Origin of the sequence: Streptococcus sp. D7B5 (assembly GCF_029691405.1) — a bacterium.
Classification (GTDB): Bacteria; Bacillota; Bacilli; order Lactobacillales; family Streptococcaceae; genus Streptococcus.
On the sequence record NZ_CP121467.1, the window covers coordinates 586,224 to 611,118 of the forward strand.

Sequence of the window (24,895 nt, forward strand, 5' to 3'; positions counted from 1 at the left end):
TGCTATCATTTAGTAACTAGTCTACTGTTTCTTCTAAATCTTTTAACTTAACCGAAACAATCTTAGACACACCTGATTCTTGCATGGTAACTCCATAGATAGAATCCGCTGCCGCCATCGTTCCCTTACGGTGGGTCACGACGATAAACTGACTATCCTTATCAAAGCGGTTGAGGTAATCCCCAAAACGTTTAACATTGGCTTCGTCCAGCGCCGCTTCTACCTCGTCCAAGATGACGAAAGGAATGGTCTTAACTCGGATGATTGAGAAGAGCAGAGCCAGAGCTGATAGGGCTTTTTCCCCACCACTCATAAGGTTGAGAGATTGGATTTTCTTACCTGGTGGTTGAACAGAAATCTCCACACCAGCTGTTAAAAGATCACCCTCAGTCAATATCAAGTCTGCCTGACCACCGCCAAACATCTGTTTAAAGGTCACTTTAAAGGACTCACGAATAGCCTCAAAGGTTGATTTAAAGCGTTCCTTAACCTCATCATTCATCTCTGTGATGGTCTCAAGAAGCAAGTTTTTCGCAGACAAAATATCATCTCGTTGGCTATTTAGGAAATCCAAACGATTGTGGACTTCTTCGTACTGTTCAATAGCATCCAAATTGACTGGACCGAGTGAGCGAATAGCCTTCTCAAGATCCTTAACCTCTTGCTCTGCCAGATTGAGGTCTTCCAACTCATGCGCTTTTTCTAGAGCCTCAGTGTAGCTGATCTGGTACTGGTCAGTTAATTGAGCTTGTAGATAGCGCAAGCGTTCGCTGACCTTTTCTTTCTTGGCTTCAGCACGTGTTTGTTTGCGAATCCACTCTTCGTTCTGCTGGCGAGCCTGATCCAAATGGCTGGCAATATCATCCAGTTGACCCTCGATATCATCCAATTCAAACTGCTTGCGAATCAGACCTTGTTGAAGATTGGCTTTCTGAGTTTTGGCCTCTTCCACCTGCTGACTTAGCAAATCCGTATCCACTTTCTCAAGATTATCAACCTTTTCTTGGAGAAGGCGCTGAATTTCCTCTTGTTCGAGATCCAGATTATCCAATTCCTTACTTAGTCGTTCAATATCAGTCACTTCATACCGCTTTTGTCCTTGCAGTTCTGACTTAAGCAAGCGTGCTTGCGCTACTTGTTCCTGCAAGTTTTGATAACGTTCTTGAATAGCGTTTTTGTTAGACTTAATCTCTTCAATCTCAGCTTCCAGATTTTGCTTTTCACTGGCGATAGTTGCAAGGCGCTCTTGGCATTTTTCCTTGTCCGCTTGCCAATCTCCTTCAGATAGGCGATTTAATTCCTCTTCTTGAAGTTTCCAAAGCGTTTCCAGTTCTTCGACCTGCTGATTGGTTTGTTGATAAGCGAGGTACAAACCTTGCTCCTGAATACGAGCTTGCTCACCCTGAGATTTGATGGCTTCTAATCTTTCTGCCAATACCGCCATCTCATCTTGCAATATCTTCAAACTTTCTTCTTCTGATCGCAAACTAGCTTCTTCTTCAGCAATTTCTTTTTGTAATTGCTCCAGCTCTGGCTTGATGAAAATACTATTGTTTTGACGATTAGCACCACCCGCGTAGGAACCACCTGTACGCAATTCGGTACCATCAAGCGTCACCATGCGAACCTGATAACGAACTTGGCGAGCTGCCGTACGCGCATGTTCTACGGTGTCAAAGATAGCCGTCGTAGCTAGCAAATTCTTAAAAATGGCTTCTAATCTCTTGTCAAACGACACCAACTCATCAGCCATACCAAGGAAGCCTGGACTTGCTGCGATAGCATCTTGATTCTGACTAGAAATCGTACGAGCCTTGATAGTCGTCAGTGGAAGAAAGGTTGCACGACCAGCTCTGTTACGTTTGAGGAAATCAATCGCCTTGGTTGCCGCATTTTCATCTTCTACGATGATATGCTGACTGCTAGCTCCAAGCGCAATCTCTAGGGCAGTTTGATAATGCACATCAAAGGTCAAATGTTCACTGACTGCACCAATGATCCCACCAAGACGGGCTTTTTCTTGAAGAACACTCTTAACACCCGCATAAAAATTACTATGATTTCTTAGGATGTTTTTCAAACTCTGGGCTCTAGCCTGCTTGTTTTTGAGACTGTCTAGACAATCAAAGAGTTGGCTCTGCTGGGCTTGGTAAGAAACTTTCTGCTCCTCTTGTTCCTTGGCACTAGCTTGGTAGTCAGCCAATAATTTCTGAACTTTCTCCTTGGCAGTTTCAAGCTCAGCCTGTTGTTGACTGGCCTTCTCTTTAGCTGTAGCCAGTTGTTCTTTCAGTTTCTCAAGTTGATCTGCTTGTTTTTGAGATAACTGACGGCTGTTCTCTAGTTCATTCTCGATGCGGGTCAACTGGTTTGAGACATCCGCTTCTTCTTGTAAAAGAGCCACAAAACGTTCACGCAAGAGCTCAATCATTTGGTCAGGATCATCTGAAAATGCCAACAACTCCGCTTCTAAACGATTGAGTTCCTTGTTGTTTTCAGCTAGACTTTCCTCTAACTGTTCCAAATTCCCTTCTTTTTCAGCCTTTTCCTTACTTAGAGCCTGTCTCTTATCTTCCAAAGTCGTCAAACGGGCTTGTGCTTCTTGTTGATTAAGGGCAACTTGCTCGGATTCCAGTTTTGATAGGGCTAGTTTTCGCTCTAAGTCACTGATTAGACTGGTCAAATCCATCAAACTTCCTTGATCCTTGGCCATTTCAGCTTGGAGATCCTGGCGTTTCTTTTTAAGAGTTTGATTTTCCCATTCTAACTCTTCACGTTTTTGGTAATAACTGGTCAAGAGTTCCTGAACTTGCGTTAGCTCTTCTTCTGTCAGCTCTAGTTCGGCCTTATTTTCCTTGATTTGAGCAACCAGTACATCCAAGTAAATCGCCTTGCGTTGACCATCCAAGTTAAGAAACTTACGAGCATTTTCAGCTTGTTTTGCAAGGGGCTTGATTTGATTATCCAACTCGAAGATAATGTCTTCTAAGCGGTCGAGATTGTCTTGAGTTTGTTGCAGTTTGCTTTCTGTTTCTTTTCGACGAGTCTTGTATTTTAAAACCCCAGCAGCTTCTTCAAAAATAGCTCGGCGTTCTTCGGGCTTGGAGTTAAAAATTTCCTCAACCTTCCCTTGAGAAATGATAGAGAATGAATCCCGTCCCAAACCTGTATCCAAGAAAAGGTCGTGCACATCACGCAAGCGAACTTTTTTGCCATCAATCCGATACTCGCTATCACCACTACGATAGATATGGCGTTCTACCTTAATAACTTGCCCCGCATCCTTGATAAAGCCATCTTCATTGTCCAAGGTCACGATAACAGAGGCATAATTGAGCGGTTTACGACTTTCAGTCCCAGCAAAGATAACGTCAGGCATCTTGCCACCACGAAGACTCTTGACACTGGACTCTCCCAAGGCCCATCGCAGACTTTCTGTGATGTTTGATTTCCCAGAACCATTGGGCCCAACGACAGCTGTCACACCTTGGTCAAAGACGACCTTGGTCTTGTCAGCAAAGGACTTGAATCCCTGAATCTCAATCTCCTTTAAATACATGAATCCAGCCCTTTCTCAACTGCATTTTTGGCGGCCTCTTGTTCTGCCAATTTTTTAGAACGGCCTTGACCTTTTCCGATACTCTTGCCCTCAACCAGAACTTCTACATCAAAAACCTTATCATGAGCAGGTCCCGTTTCAGAGGTCACCTGGTAGCGAATATCCACATCTCCATTGACCTGGAGTAACTCTTGAAGGTGCGTCTTGTAATCCTTAATCATTTCAAAGTCACCTGCTTCAACCTTGGGAATCATGACCTGATAGATGAACTCTTTTACTCTAGCAACATCCTTGTCCAAAAGCAATGCTCCCAAAAAGGCTTCAAAGGCATCTCCAAGAATGGTGTCACGGTTGCGCCCACCAGACTTTTCTTCTCCTTTTCCTAGCTTGATAAACTGATCAAACTGGCAATCACGCGCAAAACCAGCCAAACTCTCCTCACGGACAATCATAGCACGGAGTTTAGACAAATCTCCCTCTGGTTTCTTGGGATATTTTTTATACAGATATTCTGAAATCAATAATTGCAGAACAGCGTCTCCTAAAAATTCCAAGCGCTCATTGTGTGAAATTTTTAAGAGGCGGTGCTCATTAGCATAACTCGTATGAGTAAAGGCAGTTTCTAGTAGCTTTTTATCTGCAAATTCGATTGCAAAACGCTTCTTTAGTACAGTTTGTAATTCTTTCATACCAACCTCTTTCTAACTGATAACAGTCCCTTTTATTATATCAAAAAAAGCCCCCTGAGTCACTTTAAAACGGGACTAGAGGGGATTTGAGCATTTTTTAGAAGACAATTTTCAATTTTAGGGACAGTATAAAGAAAAAAGCCTTATTTAAGGCTTTCTTAGGCTATTTACATCCACCCTGAGGGAATCGAACCCCCATCTCAAGAACCGGAATCTTACGTGATATCCATTACACTAAGGGTGGAAACTTGTCTTATTATAACAGAAATTTGCTCTAATAACAAGTTTTTTATGGGTGGACTATCCATCCATTAGTGGGATGCATCCCCATTCCAGATAGAGTTTTTCACGATAACATAATCAACGTGTTTGAGGTCAGCAACCTTGCGTCCACCTGCGTAGGAAATAGCACTTTGCAAGTCCTGCTCCATCTCAGTAAGGGTGTCTTGCAAATGTCCTTTAGCAGGCAGTAAGATGCGTTTGCCTTCCACATTTTTGTAAGCGCCTTTTTGATACTGTGAAGCTGAACCATAGTATTCTTTGAACTGTTCCCCATCAACTTCGATCGTTTTCCCTGGGCTTTCGATATGTCCTGCAAATAGGGAACCGATCATGACCATGCTGGCACCGAAACGGATAGACTTGGCTATATCACCATGAGTACGAATCCCACCATCAGCAATGATTGGTTTACGCGCAGCCTTAGCACACCAACGTAGGGCAGCCAATTGCCAGCCACCTGTACCAAAACCAGTCTTGACTTTGGTGATACAAACCTTACCAGGACCGATTCCAACCTTAGTAGCATCCGCACCGGCATTTTCCAATTCACGAACAGCTTCTGGTGTCCCCACATTGCCAGCAATGACAAAAGTATCTGGCAATTCTTTCTTGATGTGTTGAATCATAGAAATCACGCTATCCGCATGACCATGAGCAATATCAATCGTGATATACTCAGGAGCATCAGCCTTGAGTTGGCTAACAAAATCATACTCGTAATCCTTGACACCGACAGAAATGGAAGCAATGAGGCCTTGGTCGTGCATGCGTTTGATAAAAGGAATGCGCCCCGCTTCATCAAAACGGTGCATAATGTAGAAGTATCCGCCTTTAGCCAGTTGCTCTGCAACATTCTCATCCAAAATCGTCTGCATATTGGCTGGAACAACAGGTAGTTTGAAAGTGTGATTTCCAAGTGTGACACTCGTGTCTGCTTCTGCACGGCTTTTAATGACACATTTGTTTGGGATCAACTGAATATCTTCGTAATCAAAAATTGGAAATTCATTTAACATATCGATGTCTCGTTTCTTTTGTAATGACCTACCTATGCTTGCGCATCCCTACGCCTTTTGCAACGTTTCCTTAATTTATTATAAACAAAAGTACAGTTTTTGTCAAATAGTTTCATTTATAAAAGAATATTGTTCGGGAATTGCTTATATAAATATCAAAAAAGTGAAGAGATTATTTTCTCCCCACTTCTTCATCAATAATCGCTTTAAAAATTTCTGCGGAGTTTTCCATCATTTTACAAAATGCACTATAGGATGAGGCATTCTGAGGGATTTGGATAGACCACTTCTTCAATTGAACTCCATAGCCAGCTAGTTTTCCTATTTCACTATTTACTGACTGCTCCATACTAGGGAAAATCAGTCCAGCTTTCTCAGCTTTTAAAATATAAGAATAGGAAATCAGCTGGAACAAGTCCTCGCGGTTAATTCCTTTTTCAGTGAACTCCAGTTTTTTATATTTTGCATCTAGAACTATCTTTCGTTCTCTGTCATAAAAATCTGGATATACCTTTCGTTTCCCAACAGAAAATACTGAAATTCCGTTCGTCTTATCTTTATTTCGTGGATGAATGAAACCTTTTGGCAACAAGGTATGAACATACTCTTCCCAAAGCCAGGCAACATCAAAGAGAATACCATGGATTTTTTGCTCTTGATATCCTAACCCATGCTTCTCTCTATTTAGAATCATCAGGCAAAGCTCTTGCAACTTTCTGTACTCTCTGAAGTATGCGTGTCGGATGGATTTCGTTTTATTCATTCTGATAATCTTAGCACGATCAGCGAGTTTATAAGATTGGGTTACTCGCACGATTTCTGCCATATTTTCACGATTACTATCGAGTAGTGCTCCAAAACTTTTTTGAATCTTTATGTACTCAATCGTATGCCGAATCAACTGCATGAGTGGATTATCATAGGTAAATTCCCTAGTAGTATAGGCAATATTTCCCATAAAAGGGAGATTTTTTTTCAGATGATTTCCAACATCTAGTACCCCCTTTACATGACTATCGTTATGGAAAAATCGCTGGTATTCCTTATAAAGACCTTTTCTGAGAGCAGCTTGCAGATACTTGGGAAAGAGGTAAACCAAGAGTTGATAGAGTTTATCTTCAGGAGATAGACCGACATCTAAACTAGTCAGATTGATATTGAGAACCTTTTGTAAAAGATAATGCAAAAAGTGGTCATTATATTCATCAGAAAAACGAGAGGAAATCGTTAATCTTTCCTGACCACAGCCCAGAAAACCAATCACATTCCCAGTCTTAATTTCCTGATTGAACGTTTCAAAGATTTTTTGATCCCTTTCTAAGTCAGAAGAATTCTTTAAATCATTTGGGAAAATAAAGATACTGTCCTCTATAGAAAGGTTATCCAGTGTTCTATCAAGAAGGGCTTGACTTAGTTTGGGAAATTCTGCGACAAAATCTTCTCTAGCAATTTTATAATGATTATCAGTTATCCGCATCATTATCACCAGTCTCTTGCTGATTTGTTTGCTCGTTATTTGTCAGATCAAATGCTTTTTTCAATGTATCCAGAGTTTCGGCCTCCTCATAAGAACCACGTAAGTAATCTTCCAATAGAGGTTTGAGGTAATCAGACCAGAGTAACTCATAGTCAAAATCCACATCCTTCAACTTAAGGAAATAACTTGGTCCGATATGATAATGACTGTTTAGCTCCTGAACATTTTCGATAGCAACATTCAAATTCCTTAGTCGAGTTTTAGCTTCTTCAGCATATTCACCTAGTTTTTCATCAAGTATGTATAGTTGGCTTTCAGCAGTAACTTCAACAAAACGGAAACGACGACGCATAGCAAAATCAAAGGTGTCCACTGAACGGTCAATATCATTCATAGTTCCGATAATATAGACATTTTCAGGGATATAAAATTTCTCATCAGTTTCATGTAAATTAGCATACTGAGTAGAAACACATCCCTCTTCACCACGATAGCCAGGGTCGATAGAGAAAAAGAGTTCACCAAAAATCTTAGAAATCTCCCCACGGTTGATTTCATCGATGATGAAGACGAATTTCTTGTCTGTGTCAATCGTTGGAGATACATAATCACATAATCCATAACTTTCTTTCATGTGATCCAAAACAATGTTTTGATAAGTTTCGTACTTTAAATTAGTATCTTCACCCTTGTACAAAAGATACACTTTTTCTTTGGTAGCAACAGGAGAATCAAACTTCACATTCCCTTGGCTATTTAAACTAGCTGGAACAGAACTACGAGGGAAGAAGTATTGTCCTTGCTTTTCATTGATAGCATCCGTTAGCTTAGCCCAAGCTTCATCAAAATTATCTTGACCTCCAGTCTTCTGAGCTTCTTTAGCCTTCTGGCAAAACTGCTTAAAAATACCATCTTGCAATTTAAACTCAATAGCTCCATCCCCATTTGATACTGGTCTTAAACCCTCCACAAAATCCGTATAGTCATAAGATGGGTGAAATTGTACAAAGTCGATTTGGTCTTCGTTGCCATTCGTTAATTCTTTGGCAACTTCTTTAGCAAGATAAGTTTTTCCTGTGCCAGGAGCACCACGGAGGATGAGGTTTTTGGATTTTTTTAATTTATCTAAATAATCGTTAATATTTTTATTCATAACAACTTTCTCTATATTTTTTCTGTATGTACCATTTAGAATGGATTTATATAAATTGATACGTTCTGAATTTCTATCCCAATACACTGTATGTCTGTTTGTGTTATTACCCATGTTCCATTCACCAATTTTCAACCATTCTACACCAATAGAATGGTTGAACTTTTCTTTTGATGATTCATAATAGTAGGATTTAATTACTTTTCCGATTCCATAAAATTTTGATATTCCTTTCTTAGCTATCACAATATCGCCAACTTTAATTTTATGTGCAAATTGCCATATAAACTTCTTTTGTTTATCCCCAGCAGGAAGCTCCCGATAATTGTTATATTTAAATAAATCTGAAATATTATAATTTGAAAAATCAATAGAAAGTTTATTATTTTTTATAAAATCATCCCATATACCTTTATGCGTAGGAATCGCAATTAACCAAAAGTTCACTATATTCTCCATAAAATTTTTCCATTTCAAAACACAATATTTAATGATAATTCATTTGACTTTTGCTAAATTATCTTCTAACCACAGTCCACTCCTAGAATATCATATCTATTTAAAAAAGAAAAGAATTTCTAAAGAAAAAGCCCAGCGTTAGGAGCTTCAATGTCTCTTAACACTAGACTTCTTTTTTATCTTAATAATACTCACCCTGACGGTAGTCCCATGAGTTAAAGGTATCTGACAGGTGCATCATGATTTTATCAATGTCAAGCCCTTTGCGGATCACAACTGGTGCTGGTGAAGTTGAACGGGCTCCTCCTTGTTCTGGGATGAGTTTTCCGTCCTTATCGACCATAGAAACCATCACACCTTGCTCGTAGCGCGTTTCAATCGTTTTGTCCGGTTGGATGGAAGCCACATAGTCATCTGCCTCGATGACAAGGTCCACTGCTCCTTCGATCCGTTCTCCGATACCTTCCACCTTACCGCGATTTCCTTTTCCAGATGGGTTTGCAGATGAGGCATAGACCATTTTACCTTCTTGCCAAAGTTTAGCAGCCAACTGTTCACCAGCTTTACCAAACTTGATGACAAAACAGCTAGTACCACGAACGTCTGTCATGAGTTCTTCACGACCATCACCGTATGCTTTCAATTTCTCAAAGGCTTCTAGTTTCCATGGAAGGATACAACCGAGGAGAATGTCTTCGTCCCAATGTTTTTGGTAGAAGGCTTCAATTTCTGGGTTGAGTTGTGCTAAAGCGCGTAGCTCGTCCATGCTACCACAAAGTACAACACCTGGTTTGTTACGGTTACGCTCTTTGGCTTCAAATTTGCGTTCAAGACCTGCCTTATCGCTCGTCATGATAATGTAACCAACTTTTGTAGGGCATACAATGCATCCGCCCTCACCTTTTAAAATGTCATAGCCTTCTTGAGAAAGTGTTCCGTTCCATTGAATGTGTTTTGTCATAGTTCTATATTTCCTTTTCTATTTTTCTAATCCTGCCAGTAGGCTGGTCGTTGTTTTTCATAGGTAGCAATCAAGTCTTCATACTGCAAAGTAATTCCGATATCATCCAAACCATTTAAAAGCTTGTGTTTCCACTCGCTATCTATTTCGAAAGTGAATTCTCCAACTGGTGAGATGATTTTTTGTTGTTCCAAGTCCACAGTTACCTGATCTGTCGGTTTGAGTTGGGCTAGTTTCTCTCTAACCTCCCTAGGCTGAACAATTGGTAACATGCCATTATTGAGTTCATTATTGTAATGAATGTCCCCGAAAGATCCTGCAATCACGACCTTAAAACCATAGTCAGCTAGAGCCCAAGCTGCGTGTTCCCTCGAAGAACCAGCCCCAAAGTTATCCCCTGAGATGAGGATACTGGCTTTACGGTATTCTGGTCGGTTAAAAACAAAGTCTGGATCCTCAGTATAGTTATCGTCCAGATAACGCCAAGCATACATGAGATACTTACCAAAGCCTTTCTTATCAATTAACTTGAGAAACTGCTTGGGGAGTATTTGGTCGGTGTCTATGTTATCGTTCATGAGAGGAACGGTCGTTCCCGTATAAACTGTAAATTTCTCCATATCCTCTCCTTACTGGGCCTCTGGCATTTGCCGAACATCTACGAAACGCCCTGCGATAGCTGCTGCCGCTGCCATGGCTGGACTGCAGAGATGGGTCTTAGCACCAAATCCCTGTCTATCTTCAAAATTGCGGTTACTAGTTGAGGCACAATGGACCCCATCAGGGACTTTGTCCGGATTCATCCCTAGGCACATTGAGCAACCAGGGTCTCTCCATTCAAAGCCAGCATCTAAGAAAACCTTATCCAAGCCCAACTTCTCAGCAGCTCGTTTCACAGGACGAGAGCCTGGTACTACGATTGCTGTTAGATTGGGAGCAATTTTCTTCCCTTTAACAAATCGCGCAGCCAGCTGTAAGTCACTGAGCCGAGCATTGGTACAAGACCCGATAAAGATATAGCCTAGTTCAATGTCCGCTGGCTTTTGACCAGGCTCCAAGTTCATGTAATGATAAGCTCGTTCATCATTCATATCCTTAATTTCTGGGAAGCTACTGTCAAAGTCGACGCCCATAGCAGGATTGGTTCCCCAGGTTACCATAGGAGCTAAGTCTGAAACATCCATCCGGATAACTTTATCATAAACAGCATCCTCATCGCTAACTAGGTTTTTCCAGTCGGCAACCGCCTCCTCAAAGTCCTCTGGAACACATTCCCGTCCCTTGAGATAGTCATAGGTGGTCTGATCTGGATTCATAATTCCCATCTTAGAACCAAACTCGATGGACATATTGCAGATAGTCATTCTCTCTTCCATGGTCAGTGCATCAATCGCTTGTCCACGATATTCGACCACATATCCTACACCACAAGCAACGCCATACTTGGCAATTAAGGCGAGAATGTAATCCTTAGAATAAACTCCTTTTTGAGGAACACCAGTGAATTCTATCAGCATTTTCTTGGGTTTGACCTGCCAAAGGGTCTGGGTAGCAAAGACATGCTCGACCTCACTGGTCCCAATTCCAAAGGCGATAGCTCCGAAAGCTCCGTGAGTAGCTGTATGACTGTCTCCACAAACGATGAATTTTCCTGGTTGCGTCCGTCCTGTCTCTGGACCTACCATGTGAACGATGCCCTGCTTTTCAGAACCATGGGCAGCATGTTCAATCCCAAACTCCTCAACATTTTCAGCAAGCTTATCAATTTGGGCCTTAGAAATGACATCTCGAATATCATAGATGTTGACCGTTGGTACATTGTGGTCAAAGGTCCCAAATGTCAAGTCTGGTCGTCTCAATCTGCGGCCTGCATCTCGTAATCCTTGAAAAGCTTGGGGACTAGTCACTTCATGAATATAGTGCTGGTCCACATACATGAGTTGGGGCTGCCCTTCTTCTCCTGTGATGACATGACGGTCCCATAATTTATCAAAAATCGATTTTCCTGCCATCCATTACCTCCAAATAAAATATAAGGCTACTAGTGTGGTCACCATCCCGAGAAACCAAACTGTTTTAAAATACCATTTTCTAGTCTTGTGGTGAAAGATGATTCCTGCCAACCAGGCACCAAAACCACCAAAAGTAAAGGCTAAAATGAGTAAGATTTTCTCTGGGACGCGCCAAGCACCTCTTCTTGCCTTGGATTTGTCAATGCCATAAATCAAGAAAATCAGCAAATTCCAAATCAAGAGGGCAAGCGTGATTCCTTCATTTATCTTCATAATCTTTCAATGATGGCTTCTGTCATTTCCTTGGTCGAAGCCTGTCCTCCAATATCTCTTGTTAAAATGCCAGCCGCTAAACTAGCTTCAACAGCACGCTCAATACGCTCTGCATCCTCATAACGTCCAAAGCTATCTCTCAACATCATAGCAACAGATAAAATCATGGAAATAGGATTGGCAATTCCTTGACCTGCAATATCAGGTGCCGAACCATGAATAGGTTCATAAAGACTTGGACCTTTTTCAGAATGACTAGCTGATGGCATGACTCCAAGCGTGCCAGATAGAACGCTTGATTCATCAGATAAGATATCTCCGAAAAGATTCTCCGTTACGATGACATCAAACTTAGCAGGATTGGTAATCATGAGCATGGCAGCTGAGTCCACCAACTGGTGTTCCAAGGTCACATCTGGAAAATCCTGCGCAACTTCCTCAGCTACTATCCGCCAGAGTTTTGATGTCGCTAGAACATTTTGCTTATCGATACTGGTAACGAGTTTTCTGCGACTTCTTGCAATTTCAAATGCCTTGCGAATAATCCGCTCTACTTCTTCGTAGCTGTAGTCGTTGATATCACGCGCTTTTCGCTCTTCAAGGATATGATCCCCAAAGTAGATACCACCTGTCAACTCACGCACCACGACAAAGTCTACACCAGCAATTCGTTCCGGTTTGAGAGGTGATAAATGCTTAAGACTATCAAAGATTTTTACAGGGCGAATATTGGCATAGAGATTGAGTTCCTTACGAAGAGCCAGCAAGCCTTGTTCAGGGCGAACCACTGCTCCATCATACTGGGGACTACCGATAGCCGCTAGGAGAATAGCATCTGCTTCTCTACATGCCTTGAGGGTTTCATCAGGTAAGGGATGCCCTGTAGCATCAATACCTGCACCTCCAAAGGGGCGTCTATTTATTTCATAGTCAAAGCCTGTTTTTGAAGCTAGAGCTTCCAGAACCGTTAAACCAGCTTCCATGATTTCTGGACCGATTCCATCCCCTGCTAGTGCTACTATTTTCTTTGTCATAGCCTTCTCCTTTACACACTAGGCATGTCTCGGTAGGAAACGCTATGCCCCATCTCACCTGCATTCTCTTTTTGAACAAAAGTATTGGCATTGATATAGGCAATAGCCGAAGCCTTCAATACATCGAAGTCAAGACCTGCTGCGTTAAAGATAGTTTCTGTATCTCTGTTTTCAACAGTGACCAAAACCCGAGCTTGGGCATCGATTCCATCTGTTACCGCGTCAATAGTATAGGACACCAAGCGGACAGATTGGTTAAAGAACTTATCGATAGCGTTAAAGATTGCTTCAACAGAGCCTTGCCCTGTTGCATTGAATTCGACTTTCTCACCATCCATATTTGCTAGGCTAACGAGAGCTTCAATGTCATTATCTGCATGAGTTTGAAGTTGTAAATCATCAAAGTGGAAGCCTTCTGGGTTTTCAACCATGGTACCAGCGACCAGAGCTCGAATATCTGCATCTGTGATTTCTTGTTTCTTATCTGCCAACGCCTTGAACTTAGCAAAGAGTGGTTTGATATCCTCTTCTGTATAATCTAGGGCCAGTTCTCTTAGTTTTTCAACAAAGGCATGGCGACCAGACAATTTACCAAGCGGAAGACTATTACTCTTAACCCCGACCAATTCAGGTGTGATAATCTCATAAGTGAGAGGATTTTTAAGGACTCCATCTTGGTGAATACCAGACTCGTGGGAGAAGGCATTACCACCAACCACAGCCTTGTTTTTAGGAACTGGAATACCAGAGAAGCGAGAAACCATTTCAGACGTATTCATTGTTTCATCCAAAACAATATCACTAGTTGCTTGGAAGAAATCCTCACGAATCTTCAAAGCAACAGCTACTTCTTCAAGAGCAACATTACCTGCGCGTTCACCGATACCATTAATAGTTCCCTGGACACGTCCAGCACCGTGTTTAATTGCTATCAAAGTATTTGCAGTTGCCATACCGAGATCATCGTGACAGTGGACACCAAAGACAACTTTATGATTTGATTTAATATTTTCAGTCAAGTGATCAAAGATACGTGCAAACTCTTCTGGAGTCGTAAAGCCAACTGTGTCAGGGATATTGATATAAGATGCACCTGCATCGACCGCTGTTTGAACGACTTGCAAGAGGAAATCCAACTCTGTTCTAGTCGCATCTTCAGGAGAGAATTCGACGATTTCAAACTTAGAACGAGCATAAGAAACATGTTCCTTGATAGCTTCTAAAATCTCTTCCTTGCTTTTATTGAGCTTATACTTGCGGTGAATCGGACTGGTAGCGATAAAGACATGAATTTGTGGATACTTGGCATCCTTAAGCGCCTCATAACAAGCATCAATATCAGATTTTACAGAACGAGCTAATCCTGTCACTGCTGTTTTTTTCATGGCTCTAGCAATTTCTTGAACGGCTATAAATGAATCTGGACTAGCAGCCGGAAAACCAGCTTCAATTACAGAAATTCCCCATTTCTCTAGCTGTCTTGCAATGGAAACTTTTTCCTTTATTGAAAAGTTAACACCAGGTGTTTGTTCCCCATCACGAAGGCTTGTATCAAAAAATTCAACTTTACGCATAAGATTTCCCCTTTTCCAAATGTGGTTTTAAAAAAACATCTCGCTTAGAAGCCCAAGCGAGATGTTGATTTACTCCCGCTTGGTAAGCCAAACAGGACTAATGCTTTTGCACTAGCCCGAGTACCTCAACAACAAAGCAAATTGATTAAACTTAGCTGTTTTCATGTTTGACTTTCTCCTTCGTTTGATATCTTGTTTAGTATTTTAGCATAGCTAAAAACACTTGTCAAGAAAAAATCCATTATTTTCTGAAAATTTCTTCAGTAAAGAATATTTTGCTAATTGAAAGTATTTGAAAAATCAAGTAACTTTCTTTAATTTTTCACAGTCAAGTTCCAACTTCTTTCGATGAGTTCTATCACTTCTTCATCTTGCAAACTATCATCAAGCGCCAGACTAAGCCAGTAGCGTTTATTCATATGAAAAGCTGGATAAATACCCTTTTGTGAAAGCAAGTCAGCTACTTGGTCGTGTTTGATATTAACTGCTTCGACTAGCCCTTCTCTCCCCTTATCTAGCCTATCCCAAGGAATTCTCATTAAAACAGCATACCACTTTTGATTGCCTTCATGGCGCAATACAGCTGTATCAGGCGATTTTTCCCACAGATACTCCAACTGATTACCATACTTTTCCTGAACTTGAGCCATGATGCGCTTAGTCTGAGGACAGATAAAATCCTGCACATCAAAACAAGCCTTCCGAATCTGATAGAGAATCTCCAAACAAGCCTCACGGACACTTCCAACAAAAGTCCCTCTCATGCTTTCCATATGGACTTGAGGATAAAGGTCACCAGTCTCCTGATCAAAAACTTGAAAACTCACATTATCTGTAGTGATGGACACAATCATGACAAAGTCTCCATCCAAAATCTGGAAACTGTAGGACCAGACTCCCTCATTTTCTATAAAACCGAAGGCACGAACTTTTTCTTGATTAAACTGATAGGATTTAAAAATTTCAAACATAAGTGAAAACTGCTACCCAAAGCTAGCAGTTCCTTTCTATTTTTTAAAAGACAACCTTGGTACCGTGCAATTGAGTCACACCAAGTTGGTCGATAAAGGTTTGACGGTTGTCCAAGTCAATTCCTCCACCTGGTAAGATTTCAATTTTACCTTTTGCATGTTCCAAAATTCTGTGATAGTGAGCAAAACGTTTGTCTAGCGAGTCCTCAGAAACTCCAGCACGAGTTAAGATACGAGTGACTCCGGCTTGGCTGAGCCAGTCAATGGCTTCCAACTGGTCTTCATCACTTAATTCATCAAAGGCCATGTGAAAGACAATTTCCATTCCTTTAGATGCGGTAATCAGCTTCTCAAGATTAGGCTTATCCAACTTCTTATCAGCAGTTAATGCCCCAAATACAACCCCTTGACTTCCAGCCTGAGTAGTCAAACGAATGTCTTCTAGCATGATCGCTATTTCAAGATCAGTATAGACAAAGTCGCCACCACGGGGACGAATCATGGTCATGATGGTGGTGTCGTAGTTAGCTGCCAGTTCAACCGCCGCCTTGGTCACTCCATAGCTAGGTGTTGTTCCACCCACTGCTAGATTGTCACAAAGTTCGATTCGACGAGCTCCAGCCTGCATCGCTTTTTCAAGCAAGGTCACATTTTCAGCACAAAATTCGTAAATCATTTGATTCTCCTTGATGTTTTCTTTAAATTTATTATATCATATTATTTTAAATATGCTTTCATTTTTATCAAGGCAAATAACTACTATTTTTATCTATTCTTTGTCAGGAATGACTTTAAAGAGATAGTAGGTAATAAAGATAGTCAGGGCTCCCAGACCGATTTTGACTGGTAAAAGAGGGGCAAAATAAATAGAAATCCCCATCAAGATATAGATAGATACGATAATTTTTTTCTTTCGTTCACGCGCGATTGACTTGGTTTCCCGAAAGTCCGCTACATAAGTCTGATAAAGCTTTGTATGATAAAGCCAGTCTTCAAATCTCTTTGAAGACTTGGAAAAGCAAGCAATTGATAGCAAAAGGAAGGGTGTTGTTGGCAAGAGGGGCAAGACAACCCCAACAAGAGCCAAGGCTAAAGAAATAAAACCAATACTTAGGTAAATAATACGCATGTCTTCTCCTAATTGAAATAATCTTCTACTAGTTTCCCACAAAGTGAGGAAATTTGTCAAGCTTCAAGTAAAAAGAGCCTGAAATTTATTTTCAGGACTCTGCATTTTATTTAATTTTCTCTTCTTCGTAGTCGCCATTACTACATACAACCTGCTTACCACCACCACGGACTTTTTTCTCCACTAGGAAGTGTCCGCATTTTGGACAGTCACGGCCAATTGGTTTGTCCCAGGAAGTAAACTCACATTCTGGATAGCGATTGCAACCATAGAAGATACGATTGCGCTTGGTTTTGCGTTCGATGATTTGTCCTTGATGACAGCTTGGACACTCGACTCCAATCTCTTTGACAATTGCTTGTGTGTGACGGCAGTCTGGGAAGTTGCTGCAAGCATAGAATTTACCAAAACGTCCTAGCTTAATCACCATCGGACTGCCACAAACCTCACAGTCAAATCCAGCTGGCTCATCCTTGATCTGGATTTTTTCCATTTCAGCTTCTGCCTTGGCTACTTCTTTAGAGAATGGTTTGTAAAAGGCGTCAATGACCCGTTGCCACTGCTCTTTTCCAACCTCGACATCATCCAGTTTTCCTTCCATCTCAGCTGTGAAGGTCACATTTACGATATCTGGGAAATATTCAACAATGAGTTTATTGACAATTTCTCCCAGTTCTGTCGGTTCAAAACGTTTAGCAGCCAGACGAACGTAGTAACGTTTTTGGATAGTTTCAATGGTCGGAGCATAGGTTGACGGACGTCCAACCCCATTTTCTTCCAAGGTCTTGATAAGAGTTGCTTCCGAATAGCGAGCTGGCGGTTGGGTGAAATGTTGTTCTGGCTTGCTATTGACCTGTTTGACCACATCTCCAACAGCCATATCTGGCAACATTTTGTTCTTGTCAGAGTCATTATAAATAGCAAGATACCCATCAAACTTAACTTGGCTTCCATTCGCCGCAAACTGAACCCCATTTTGAGAGAGCTTAACAGCCATGGTATCAAAGATAGCAGCTGTCATCTGGCTAGCCACAAAACGGTTCCAGATAAGGGTATAGAGCTTAAGCTGGTCTTTGTCCAAGTACTTAGCGATGCTTTCTGGTGTGTTAAAGACGCTAGATGGACGAATGGCTTCGTGGGCATCTTGAGCACCTGAGGCATTCTTGACCTTGCTACCATGCTTGGAATACTTGCTACCAAAACGGTCGTTAATGTAGCTTGCCGCTTCATTCTGAGCCACAGGACTGATACGAGTCGAGTCTGTACGCATATAGGTAATCAAACCTTGCACACCTGATCCGATATTGATCCCTTCATAGAGCTGTTGAGCCACCATCATGGTCTTTCGAGTACGGAAATTAATTTTGTTAGCCGCATCCATTTGCATGGTTGAAGTCGTATAAGGCAGGGGCGCATTACGTTTGCGTTCTTTCTTATCTACCTGGTCTACTGTGAAATCTTTGCTAGTCAAATGGGACAGGACTTCTTTGACTTCTTCATTAGTGGTCAATTTCATCTTTTTGCCATTCATACCATAGAAAGAAGCCTGAAATTGCTTGGTTCCCTTCTTAAAGACACCATCAATTGTCCAGTATTCTTCTGGTTGGAAGGCATTGATTTCATTTTCACGGTCAATGATGAGTTTAAGGGCAACAGACTGCACGCGTCCTGCTGATAAGCCCTTCTTGACCTTTTTCCACAAAATAGGCGAAATCGAATACCCTACCAAGCGGTCTAAGACACGACGAGCTTGTTGGGCGTCGACCAAGTCCATGTCAATCTTGCGAGGTTCTTTAAAGGCATTTTTTACTGCGTCCTTGGTGATTTCATTAAAGACTACACGGTTGGCATCATTCTCATCCAAGTTGAGAATGTGGGCCAAATGCCAAGAAATTGCTTCTCCTTCACGGTCCGGGTCACTCGCCAGAAAGACTTTATTGGCCTTTTTGGCTTCTTTTTTCAGATCATTGATGAGAGGGCCTTTGCCTCGGATATTGATATACTGCGGTTCATAGTTATTTTCAATGTCGACTGACATACTGGATTTCTTCAAATCACGGATATGCCCGACACTGGCTAAAACCTTATAATTTCTGCCTAGATATTTCTCAATCGTTTTAGCCTTAGCAGGCGACTCCACGATGACTAGATTTTTTTTAACTGTTGATTTTTTCTTCTTTGTTGCCGTAGCCACACTATCACACCTTTTCAAAGTAATAAACTTTATAAAGTGTAAACCATTTTTCTATAGCTGTCAAGACCTAAGTCCTATATATAGAAGAAAAGTTTATCTGAGTGAACAAATTTCTCCTTAAAATTCAAACTCAGCCAGCACATCTTGACCACTGCTAATCAGCTTTGCTCCCTCTTGGATCAAGTGGTGACAGCCATCTGAATGGCCATCTAAAATATTTCCTGGAATGGCAAAAACATCACGCCCTTCCTCCATAGCTCGCTCACAAGTAATAAGACTACCCGAACGCATCCTTGCCTCTGCTACAATCACACCACGGCACAGTCCAGCAATGATGCGATTACGAGCTGGAAAGTGAAATTTCAAGGGTTCCTCACCTGGTCCGTATTCGCTAAGTATCAAATGGTGATTTCCAATGTGTTCCTGCAAACGTTTATTGTATCGGGGATAAAAAACATCCAATCCTGTTCCAATGACAGCAATCGTTCTTCCTCCATTCTGGAGTGCAGCCATATGGGCAGCCGTATCAATCCCTTTGGCTAAACCACTGACCACAATTAACTCGTTTTCCAAACCTTGGATAATTTTCTGGACTGACTTAGCTCCTTGGCTCGAACAAGAACGACTCCCTACAACAGCAACCTTTGGAAATTTCAATAAGTCTAGATTTCCTTTATAAAACAAGAGCGCTGGAGCATCATAAATCTCACTCAGATCCCAAGGATAACAGTCATCAAGAATCGAGAAGGATGGAAATTTCTGAAACTCCTTCTCCAACTGTGCATCATCTATCTGGAAATAGCGTTCCATAAAGACAGCAGGATTACGACATCCAGATATTTCTGCAATATCACCTAGCAAGAGCTCCTGATCTACAGTCTCGTCGTATTCAAGAACAGTTAAAATTTGTTGATTGGTCAGCCCAGCTTTTCTCAATTTGTAAATCTCATAGTTTGTGATCTTCATATACAACTCCATTTCTTTTTCTACTCATCTATCTATTCGTAAAAAAAATAAAAAGAAGACCAAGGATCTTCTTTTTTTCATTTATTCAGATTTAGTAATTGACCAGCTACTTTCAACCATCGGTAAGATTGTTTTTAAAGTTTCCCCATCCCCTTCAAGTGAAACATAGCGAATTTTACCATCATTTGATCGGAAAACCCAGGTAACGAGGTATTTTCCTGACTTAGCAATTGCATTGACAACATAGGCTTCATAACCTCCAATGGTCGATTTGGAACCCCAGACCTTACTGAAATCAGAGCTTTGTTCTTTGGAAGTTAAAATACTAGATGAGACAGTCACAACATCCAGTTTAGCATATTCTTCTTGGCTGATATTAAACTGCTCAGCCTTAAAGGTATTCAGCGTAACAATGTTGATATCTGTTCCATCACAATACTGTATATCATTTCCACCTTCTACTTCATGGAATCGAACCCATGATTTGGGTACCTTGACAAATCCATATTCATTCGAACCGATGATTTGCGTCTCTTCCTTTTTCGCTTCAGAAACAGCAGAACTAGTGCTACTCGTTTCCTGACTGCTTGAAGAACTAACAACCGCAGTCGAACTTTCTTCGGTTGCTGTTTGCGATTTATTGGAGCATGAAGCTAAAAAAGCACTAACAGTAACTACAGTACCTAAAATTAATAATTTTTTCATCCTACCACCTTTCCATCTGCATTATAAGAAAAATAAGGACTTCTGTCAAATTCTAACCTAATCGATTCTGTTAGCTTCCGATTTTATCACTCTCATTTAAAGCAAAAACTCTTGAAAAATCTTCAAGAGTTTTTTTATTTCTATTCTTCATCCATGCTCAAGACGCTAAGGAAGGCTTCTTGTGGGACTTCTACTGATCCGATAGCTTTCATGCGTTTCTTACCAGCTTTTTGTTTTTCAAGGAGTTTGCGTTTACGAGAAACGTCACCACCGTAACACTTGGCAAGTACGTTCTTACGAAGGGCCTTGATATCAGTACGAGCCACGATTTTGTGCCCAATAGCTGCTTGAATCGGCACCTCAAATTGTTGACGAGGGATGATTTTCTTGAGCTTATCCACGATGAGTTTCCCACGTTCGTAGGCAAAATCCTTGTGAACGATAAAGCTGAGGGCATCCACCTTGTCTCCATTGAGAAGAATATCCATTTTGACCAGTTTAGATGGGCGATACTCTGACAATTCGTAGTCAAAGCTTGCATAACCACGTGTCGAAGACTTGAGCTTATCAAAAAAGTCAAAGACGATTTCAGCAAGTGGAATTTGATAGATAACATTGACACGATTATCATCAATATAGTCCATGGTCACAAAATCCCCACGCTTGCGCTGAGCCAGTTCCATCACTGCTCCGACAAACTCCTGCGGTACCATGATTTGCGCCTTGACATACGGTTCTTCAATAGTCGCAATCTTGGTTGGATCTGGAAATTCAGAGGGGTTAGACACATCCATAGATTCACCGTCAGTTTGGTTAACCTTGTAAATAACAGACGGAGCTGTCATGATGAGGTCAATATTGAACTCACGTTCTAAACGCTCTTGAATAACATCCATATGGAGAAGTCCAAGGAATCCACAACGGAAACCAAATCCAAGCGCCTGAGATGTTTCTGGTTCAAACTGCAAGCTAGCATCGTTGAGCTGCAATTTTTCAAGGGCTTCACGAAGGTCATTGTACTTGTTTGACTCAATTGGATAAAGACCTGCAAAGACCATAGGATTCATCTGCTTGTAGCCGTCTAGTGGTTCTGCTGCAGGATTGCTTGCTAGGGTCACTGTATCACCCACACGGGTATCTTGAACCGTTTTGATAGAAGCCGCAATATAACCAACGTCACCAGTCGCAAGAAAATCACGACCAACTGCTTTCGGCGTGAAAATACCGACCTCCGTCACATCAAAGGTCTTTCCATTGCTCATAAGCTGAATCTTATCGCCAGGTTTAACCACTCCGTCCATGACACGAACTTGGAGGATAACCCCACGATAAGCATCATAAACTGAGTCGAAAATCAAGGCTTTTAATGGAGCTGAAACATCACCAGTTGGAGCTGGCACTTTCTCTACGATTTGTTCGAGTATTTCTTCAATACCAATACCAGCTTTGGCAGAAGCTAAGACTGCTTCACTGGCATCTAGTCCAATGACTTCCTCAATCTCTATACGCACACGCTCTGGATCCGCAGCTGGTAGGTCAATCTTGTTAATGACGGGCAGAATTTCCAAATCATTGTCCAAGGCTAGATAAACGTTGGCAAGCGTCTGCGCCTCAATCCCTTGGGCTGCATCGACCACCAAAATAGCTCCCTCACAGGCAGCTAGAGAACGCGACACTTCATAGGTAAAGTCCACGTGCCCTGGCGTGTCAATCAAGTGGAAAATATAGGTTTCGCCATCTTTTGCAGTGTAATTGAGCTCAATGGCATTCAACTTAATGGTAATCCCACGTTCACGTTCAAGATCCATACTATCCAAAAGCTGGGCCTGCATTTCACGACTAGAAACGGTCTCCGTCTTTTCCAAAATGCGGTCTGCTAGCGTTGATTTCCCGTGGTCAATATGGGCGATAATAGAGAAGTTTCGGATTTTCTCCTGTCGTTTTTTCAAATCTTCTAAGTTCATGATGCTCTTCCTTTCAGGGTATCTATTAATTATAAATTGTTTTTAACATTTTGACAAGACCATACCCTGCTAGGAGTACTAATCTTCGGCAACAAAACCATCATTCTCGATAAAGTGGTGTTCTGTCATTCCTTGGTCAGTAAAGACAATCCCATGCAAGACACCACCATAGACAGCTCCTCCATCCATGCCAATCTTGCCATCCTCTGTTATCCAAAGCTCAGCAGTACCTCGGTCTTGCTTTAGCAAACCATAAACTGGTGTATGCCCAAAGACAATGATTTTCCCAGTATGATTTTCGGCTTCGTGGAATGGCTTTCTGAGCCAGACTTTCTTGTAATCAGTCGTTTCATGCCAATCATCCAAGGTCAAATCAATACCTGCGTGAACAAAGATATATTTGTCTGTCTCTACCACAAATGGCATTTGACGAATAAATTCGACCAAGTCTGCCGCTTCAGTCGCAACACGCTTGGCATCTTCTACGCCATCAACTGGTGCATCCAAGGGACGACCTAAAATTGAGTTAATGGTTGTATCACCACCATTGCGACGATAATGGTCATAGCTTTCTTCTGGGTCATCAAGCCAAGTCAGAAACATATACTCATGGTTACCTGATAAACAAATAGCTCCTTGATTGTCGACCAAGTCTTTGACCATCTCTAGAACACGGCGACTGTCTTCACCTCGGTCAATCAAATCCCCTAGAAAGAGCAACTGAGTTTGACCATCCCAGGTCTTGAGCAGATCTTCTAGCATACCTGCCTTTCCGTGAACATCTCCAATTACATAATAGTCTGTCATTTATTTCATCCTCGTTTGCAATAATTCTCTGGCTTGGGTAAGGGCAGCTTCGGTTACATTTTCCCCAGCCAACATCTTAGCTACTTCCTCTACTCGCTCTTCTAAAGTCAAAAGGCGAACCGTCGACACCGTTGAGTGCTCATCGCTAATCTTCTCAATAAAGAATTGATAATCCGCGATGGCAATCACTTGTGGAAGGTGAGAAATAGCAAGAACCTGACCATGCTGACCAATCTTATGAATCTTTTGCGCAATGGCTTGGGCCACACGACCTGAAACTCCCGTATCCACCTCATCAAAGACAATACTAGTCTTGCCTTCTTTACGAGAAAAGGCGGATTTAATAGCTAGCATGAGGCGAGACAGTTCTCCTCCAGACGCCACCTTGACCAAAGGTTTAAAGTCTTCACCAGGGTTGGTTGAAATGTAAAACTCAACTGCTTCATTTCCTTCACGGCTGAACTTGCTCTTACTAAAGCGAACTTGAAATTGAGCCTTCTCCATATAGAGATCTTGCAGTTCTTGTTTAATCTCTGCCTCAAGCTGCTGGGCCAAATCATGGCGAGCAGATGCAAGCTGACCTGCCAAATTAACAAGATTAACTTCCAATTTCTTGAGTTCTGCTTCCATATCTTCGGAAGAAAGATTATTTCCAGTCAAGAGATTGTACTCTTCCGTAATCTTGGCAAAATAAAGCAAAACATCGTCCACAGTTCCACCGTACTTGCGTGTAATCGTATTCAGAAGATCTAGGCGATTTTCAACCTGCATGAGACGATTGCCATCAAAATCCAAGTCCTCAATAATATCTTCCAAACGCTTGGTAATATCTTCTAAAACATAGTAGGTCTCAGACAGAGAACTTGAAATTTCACGGTATTCAGGGTCATACTCTTCGACACTTTCCATGTCATTCATGGCTGAACGGACATTAGCAAGACTGGAGAATTCCTCATTGTCCAACATGCTATAGGCATTAGTTAGCGTATCCGCAATATTTTTATGATTGAGAAGCTTATCTCGTTCTTGGTTGAGAGCCAAGTCTTCACCAGCCTGCAAGTTCGCTGCATCAATCTCTGCCATTTGAAATTCCAACATCTCAATACGAGCCTTGTGTTCCTGTTGGTTTTTCTTGACTTCCAAAACCTGCTTGCGCATTTTGCGATAGGCATCAAAGCTCGTTTGATAGGTCTCCTTCAAGTCCAAGAAAGCAGCATCACCAAACTCATCCAACATCTGGATGTGCAGTTGAGGACGCATTAACTCCTCTTGGTCATGCTGACCATGGATATCCACAAGGTGTTGCCCAATAGAACGCAAGACAGAAAGATTGACCATCTGACCATTCACGCGACTAACACTACGACCATTTTGCAAAATCTCCCGACGGATGATAATCTCATCCCCCAATTCTAAACCTTGCTCATCAAAAAGTTCCTGTAAAAGGCGACTATTTTCAACCGAAAAAAGTCCCTCAATCTCTGCCTTTGGCGCACCGTGACGAATAACATCTGTCGTTGCACGAGCCCCCAACATGAGATTCATAGCGTCGATAATGATAGACTTTCCAGCACCCGTTTCTCCGGTCAAAACAGTCATACCCTTTTCAAAATTGAGTGAAATCGCCTCAATAATGGCAAAGTTTTTTATCGAAATTTCAAGTAACATACTGA

General features: G+C 41.6%; 20 protein-coding genes and 1 tRNA gene. All 21 read right to left on the reverse strand.

The window, feature by feature from the left end:
- Positions 1–16 precede the first annotated feature (16 nt).
- Positions 17–3,556, reverse strand: a complete 3,540-nt coding sequence (gene smc, locus P8P68_RS02825) for a chromosome segregation protein SMC (RefSeq protein ID WP_278276122.1) — start codon at positions 3,554–3,556, stop codon at positions 17–19.
- On the reverse strand, positions 3,547–4,245 hold the full coding sequence (gene rnc, locus P8P68_RS02830) for a ribonuclease III (RefSeq protein WP_070567509.1): 699 nt from the start codon (positions 4,243–4,245) through the stop codon (positions 3,547–3,549). Before rnc ends, smc begins: the two co-directional genes overlap by 10 nt.
- A gap of 172 nt (positions 4,246–4,417) precedes the next feature.
- Positions 4,418–4,489: transfer RNA gene (locus P8P68_RS02835), tRNA-Arg, on the reverse strand.
- 67 nt (positions 4,490–4,556) lie between these two features.
- Positions 4,557–5,543: a GMP reductase gene (locus tag P8P68_RS02840; RefSeq protein WP_000931163.1), complete on the reverse strand. Its 987-nt coding sequence runs from the start codon at positions 5,541–5,543 to the stop codon at positions 4,557–4,559.
- Between the two features lie 172 nt (positions 5,544–5,715).
- A complete protein-coding gene (locus tag P8P68_RS02845; RefSeq protein WP_278276294.1) occupies positions 5,716–7,020 on the reverse strand; it encodes an McrC family protein in 1,305 nt (434 codons plus the stop codon).
- Entirely contained in the window at positions 7,007–8,632 is a 1,626-nt protein-coding gene (locus P8P68_RS02850; RefSeq protein WP_278276123.1) for an AAA family ATPase, read from the reverse strand. Before P8P68_RS02850 ends, P8P68_RS02845 begins: the two co-directional genes overlap by 14 nt.
- 181 nt (positions 8,633–8,813) lie before the next feature.
- Positions 8,814–9,593 (reverse strand): Sua5/YciO/YrdC/YwlC family protein, encoded by a 780-nt coding sequence (locus tag P8P68_RS02855; RefSeq protein ID WP_278276124.1) that lies wholly within the window; start codon positions 9,591–9,593, stop codon positions 8,814–8,816.
- Positions 9,594–9,619: 26 nt separating this feature from the next.
- A complete protein-coding gene (leuD, locus tag P8P68_RS02860; protein WP_278276125.1) occupies positions 9,620–10,213 on the reverse strand; it encodes a 3-isopropylmalate dehydratase small subunit in 594 nt (197 codons plus the stop codon).
- Positions 10,214–10,222: 9 nt separating this feature from the next.
- Positions 10,223–11,605, reverse strand: coding sequence for a 3-isopropylmalate dehydratase large subunit (leuC, locus tag P8P68_RS02865; RefSeq protein ID WP_278276126.1), 1,383 nt, complete (start codon positions 11,603–11,605; stop codon positions 10,223–10,225).
- A gap of 3 nt (positions 11,606–11,608) precedes the next feature.
- Positions 11,609–11,878, reverse strand: coding sequence for a DUF1294 domain-containing protein (locus P8P68_RS02870; protein WP_278276127.1), 270 nt, complete (start codon positions 11,876–11,878; stop codon positions 11,609–11,611).
- Positions 11,875–12,912 carry a 3-isopropylmalate dehydrogenase gene (gene leuB / locus P8P68_RS02875; protein ID WP_278276128.1) on the reverse strand — a complete coding sequence of 346 codons (1,038 nt, stop codon included), beginning with the start codon at positions 12,910–12,912 and terminating at the stop codon, positions 11,875–11,877. Before leuB ends, P8P68_RS02870 begins: the two co-directional genes overlap by 4 nt.
- Before the next feature lie 11 nt (positions 12,913–12,923).
- Positions 12,924–14,486 carry a 2-isopropylmalate synthase gene (locus tag P8P68_RS02880; RefSeq protein WP_278276129.1) on the reverse strand — a complete coding sequence of 521 codons (1,563 nt, stop codon included), beginning with the start codon at positions 14,484–14,486 and terminating at the stop codon, positions 12,924–12,926.
- Between the two features lie 314 nt (positions 14,487–14,800).
- On the reverse strand, positions 14,801–15,457 hold the full coding sequence (locus P8P68_RS02885) for an MmcQ/YjbR family DNA-binding protein (RefSeq protein WP_278276130.1): 657 nt from the start codon (positions 15,455–15,457) through the stop codon (positions 14,801–14,803).
- A gap of 43 nt (positions 15,458–15,500) precedes the next feature.
- A complete protein-coding gene (locus tag P8P68_RS02890; RefSeq protein ID WP_000638807.1) occupies positions 15,501–16,133 on the reverse strand; it encodes a copper homeostasis protein CutC in 633 nt (210 codons plus the stop codon).
- A gap of 93 nt (positions 16,134–16,226) precedes the next feature.
- Positions 16,227–16,586, reverse strand: a complete 360-nt coding sequence (locus tag P8P68_RS02895; protein ID WP_001220359.1) for a YbaN family protein — start codon at positions 16,584–16,586, stop codon at positions 16,227–16,229.
- A 106-nt stretch (positions 16,587–16,692) separates the two neighbouring features.
- On the reverse strand, positions 16,693–18,780 hold the full coding sequence (topA, locus tag P8P68_RS02900; protein ID WP_278276131.1) for a type I DNA topoisomerase: 2,088 nt from the start codon (positions 18,778–18,780) through the stop codon (positions 16,693–16,695).
- Positions 18,781–18,897: 117 nt separating this feature from the next.
- On the reverse strand, positions 18,898–19,746 hold the full coding sequence (gene dprA / locus P8P68_RS02905) for a DNA-processing protein DprA (protein ID WP_216732820.1): 849 nt from the start codon (positions 19,744–19,746) through the stop codon (positions 18,898–18,900).
- An 81-nt stretch (positions 19,747–19,827) separates the two neighbouring features.
- Complete coding sequence (locus P8P68_RS02910) at positions 19,828–20,451, reverse strand: hypothetical protein (protein WP_216732821.1); 624 nt, start codon at positions 20,449–20,451, stop codon at positions 19,828–19,830.
- Between the two features lie 140 nt (positions 20,452–20,591).
- Complete coding sequence (gene lepA / locus P8P68_RS02915) at positions 20,592–22,415, reverse strand: translation elongation factor 4 (protein ID WP_278276132.1); 1,824 nt, start codon at positions 22,413–22,415, stop codon at positions 20,592–20,594.
- Positions 22,416–22,493: 78 nt separating this feature from the next.
- Positions 22,494–23,222: a metallophosphoesterase family protein gene (locus P8P68_RS02920; protein ID WP_000133346.1), complete on the reverse strand. Its 729-nt coding sequence runs from the start codon at positions 23,220–23,222 to the stop codon at positions 22,494–22,496.
- Positions 23,223–24,890, reverse strand: a complete 1,668-nt coding sequence (gene recN, locus P8P68_RS02925; protein ID WP_278276133.1) for a DNA repair protein RecN — start codon at positions 24,888–24,890, stop codon at positions 23,223–23,225.
- Positions 24,891–24,895: the final 5 nt, after the last annotated feature.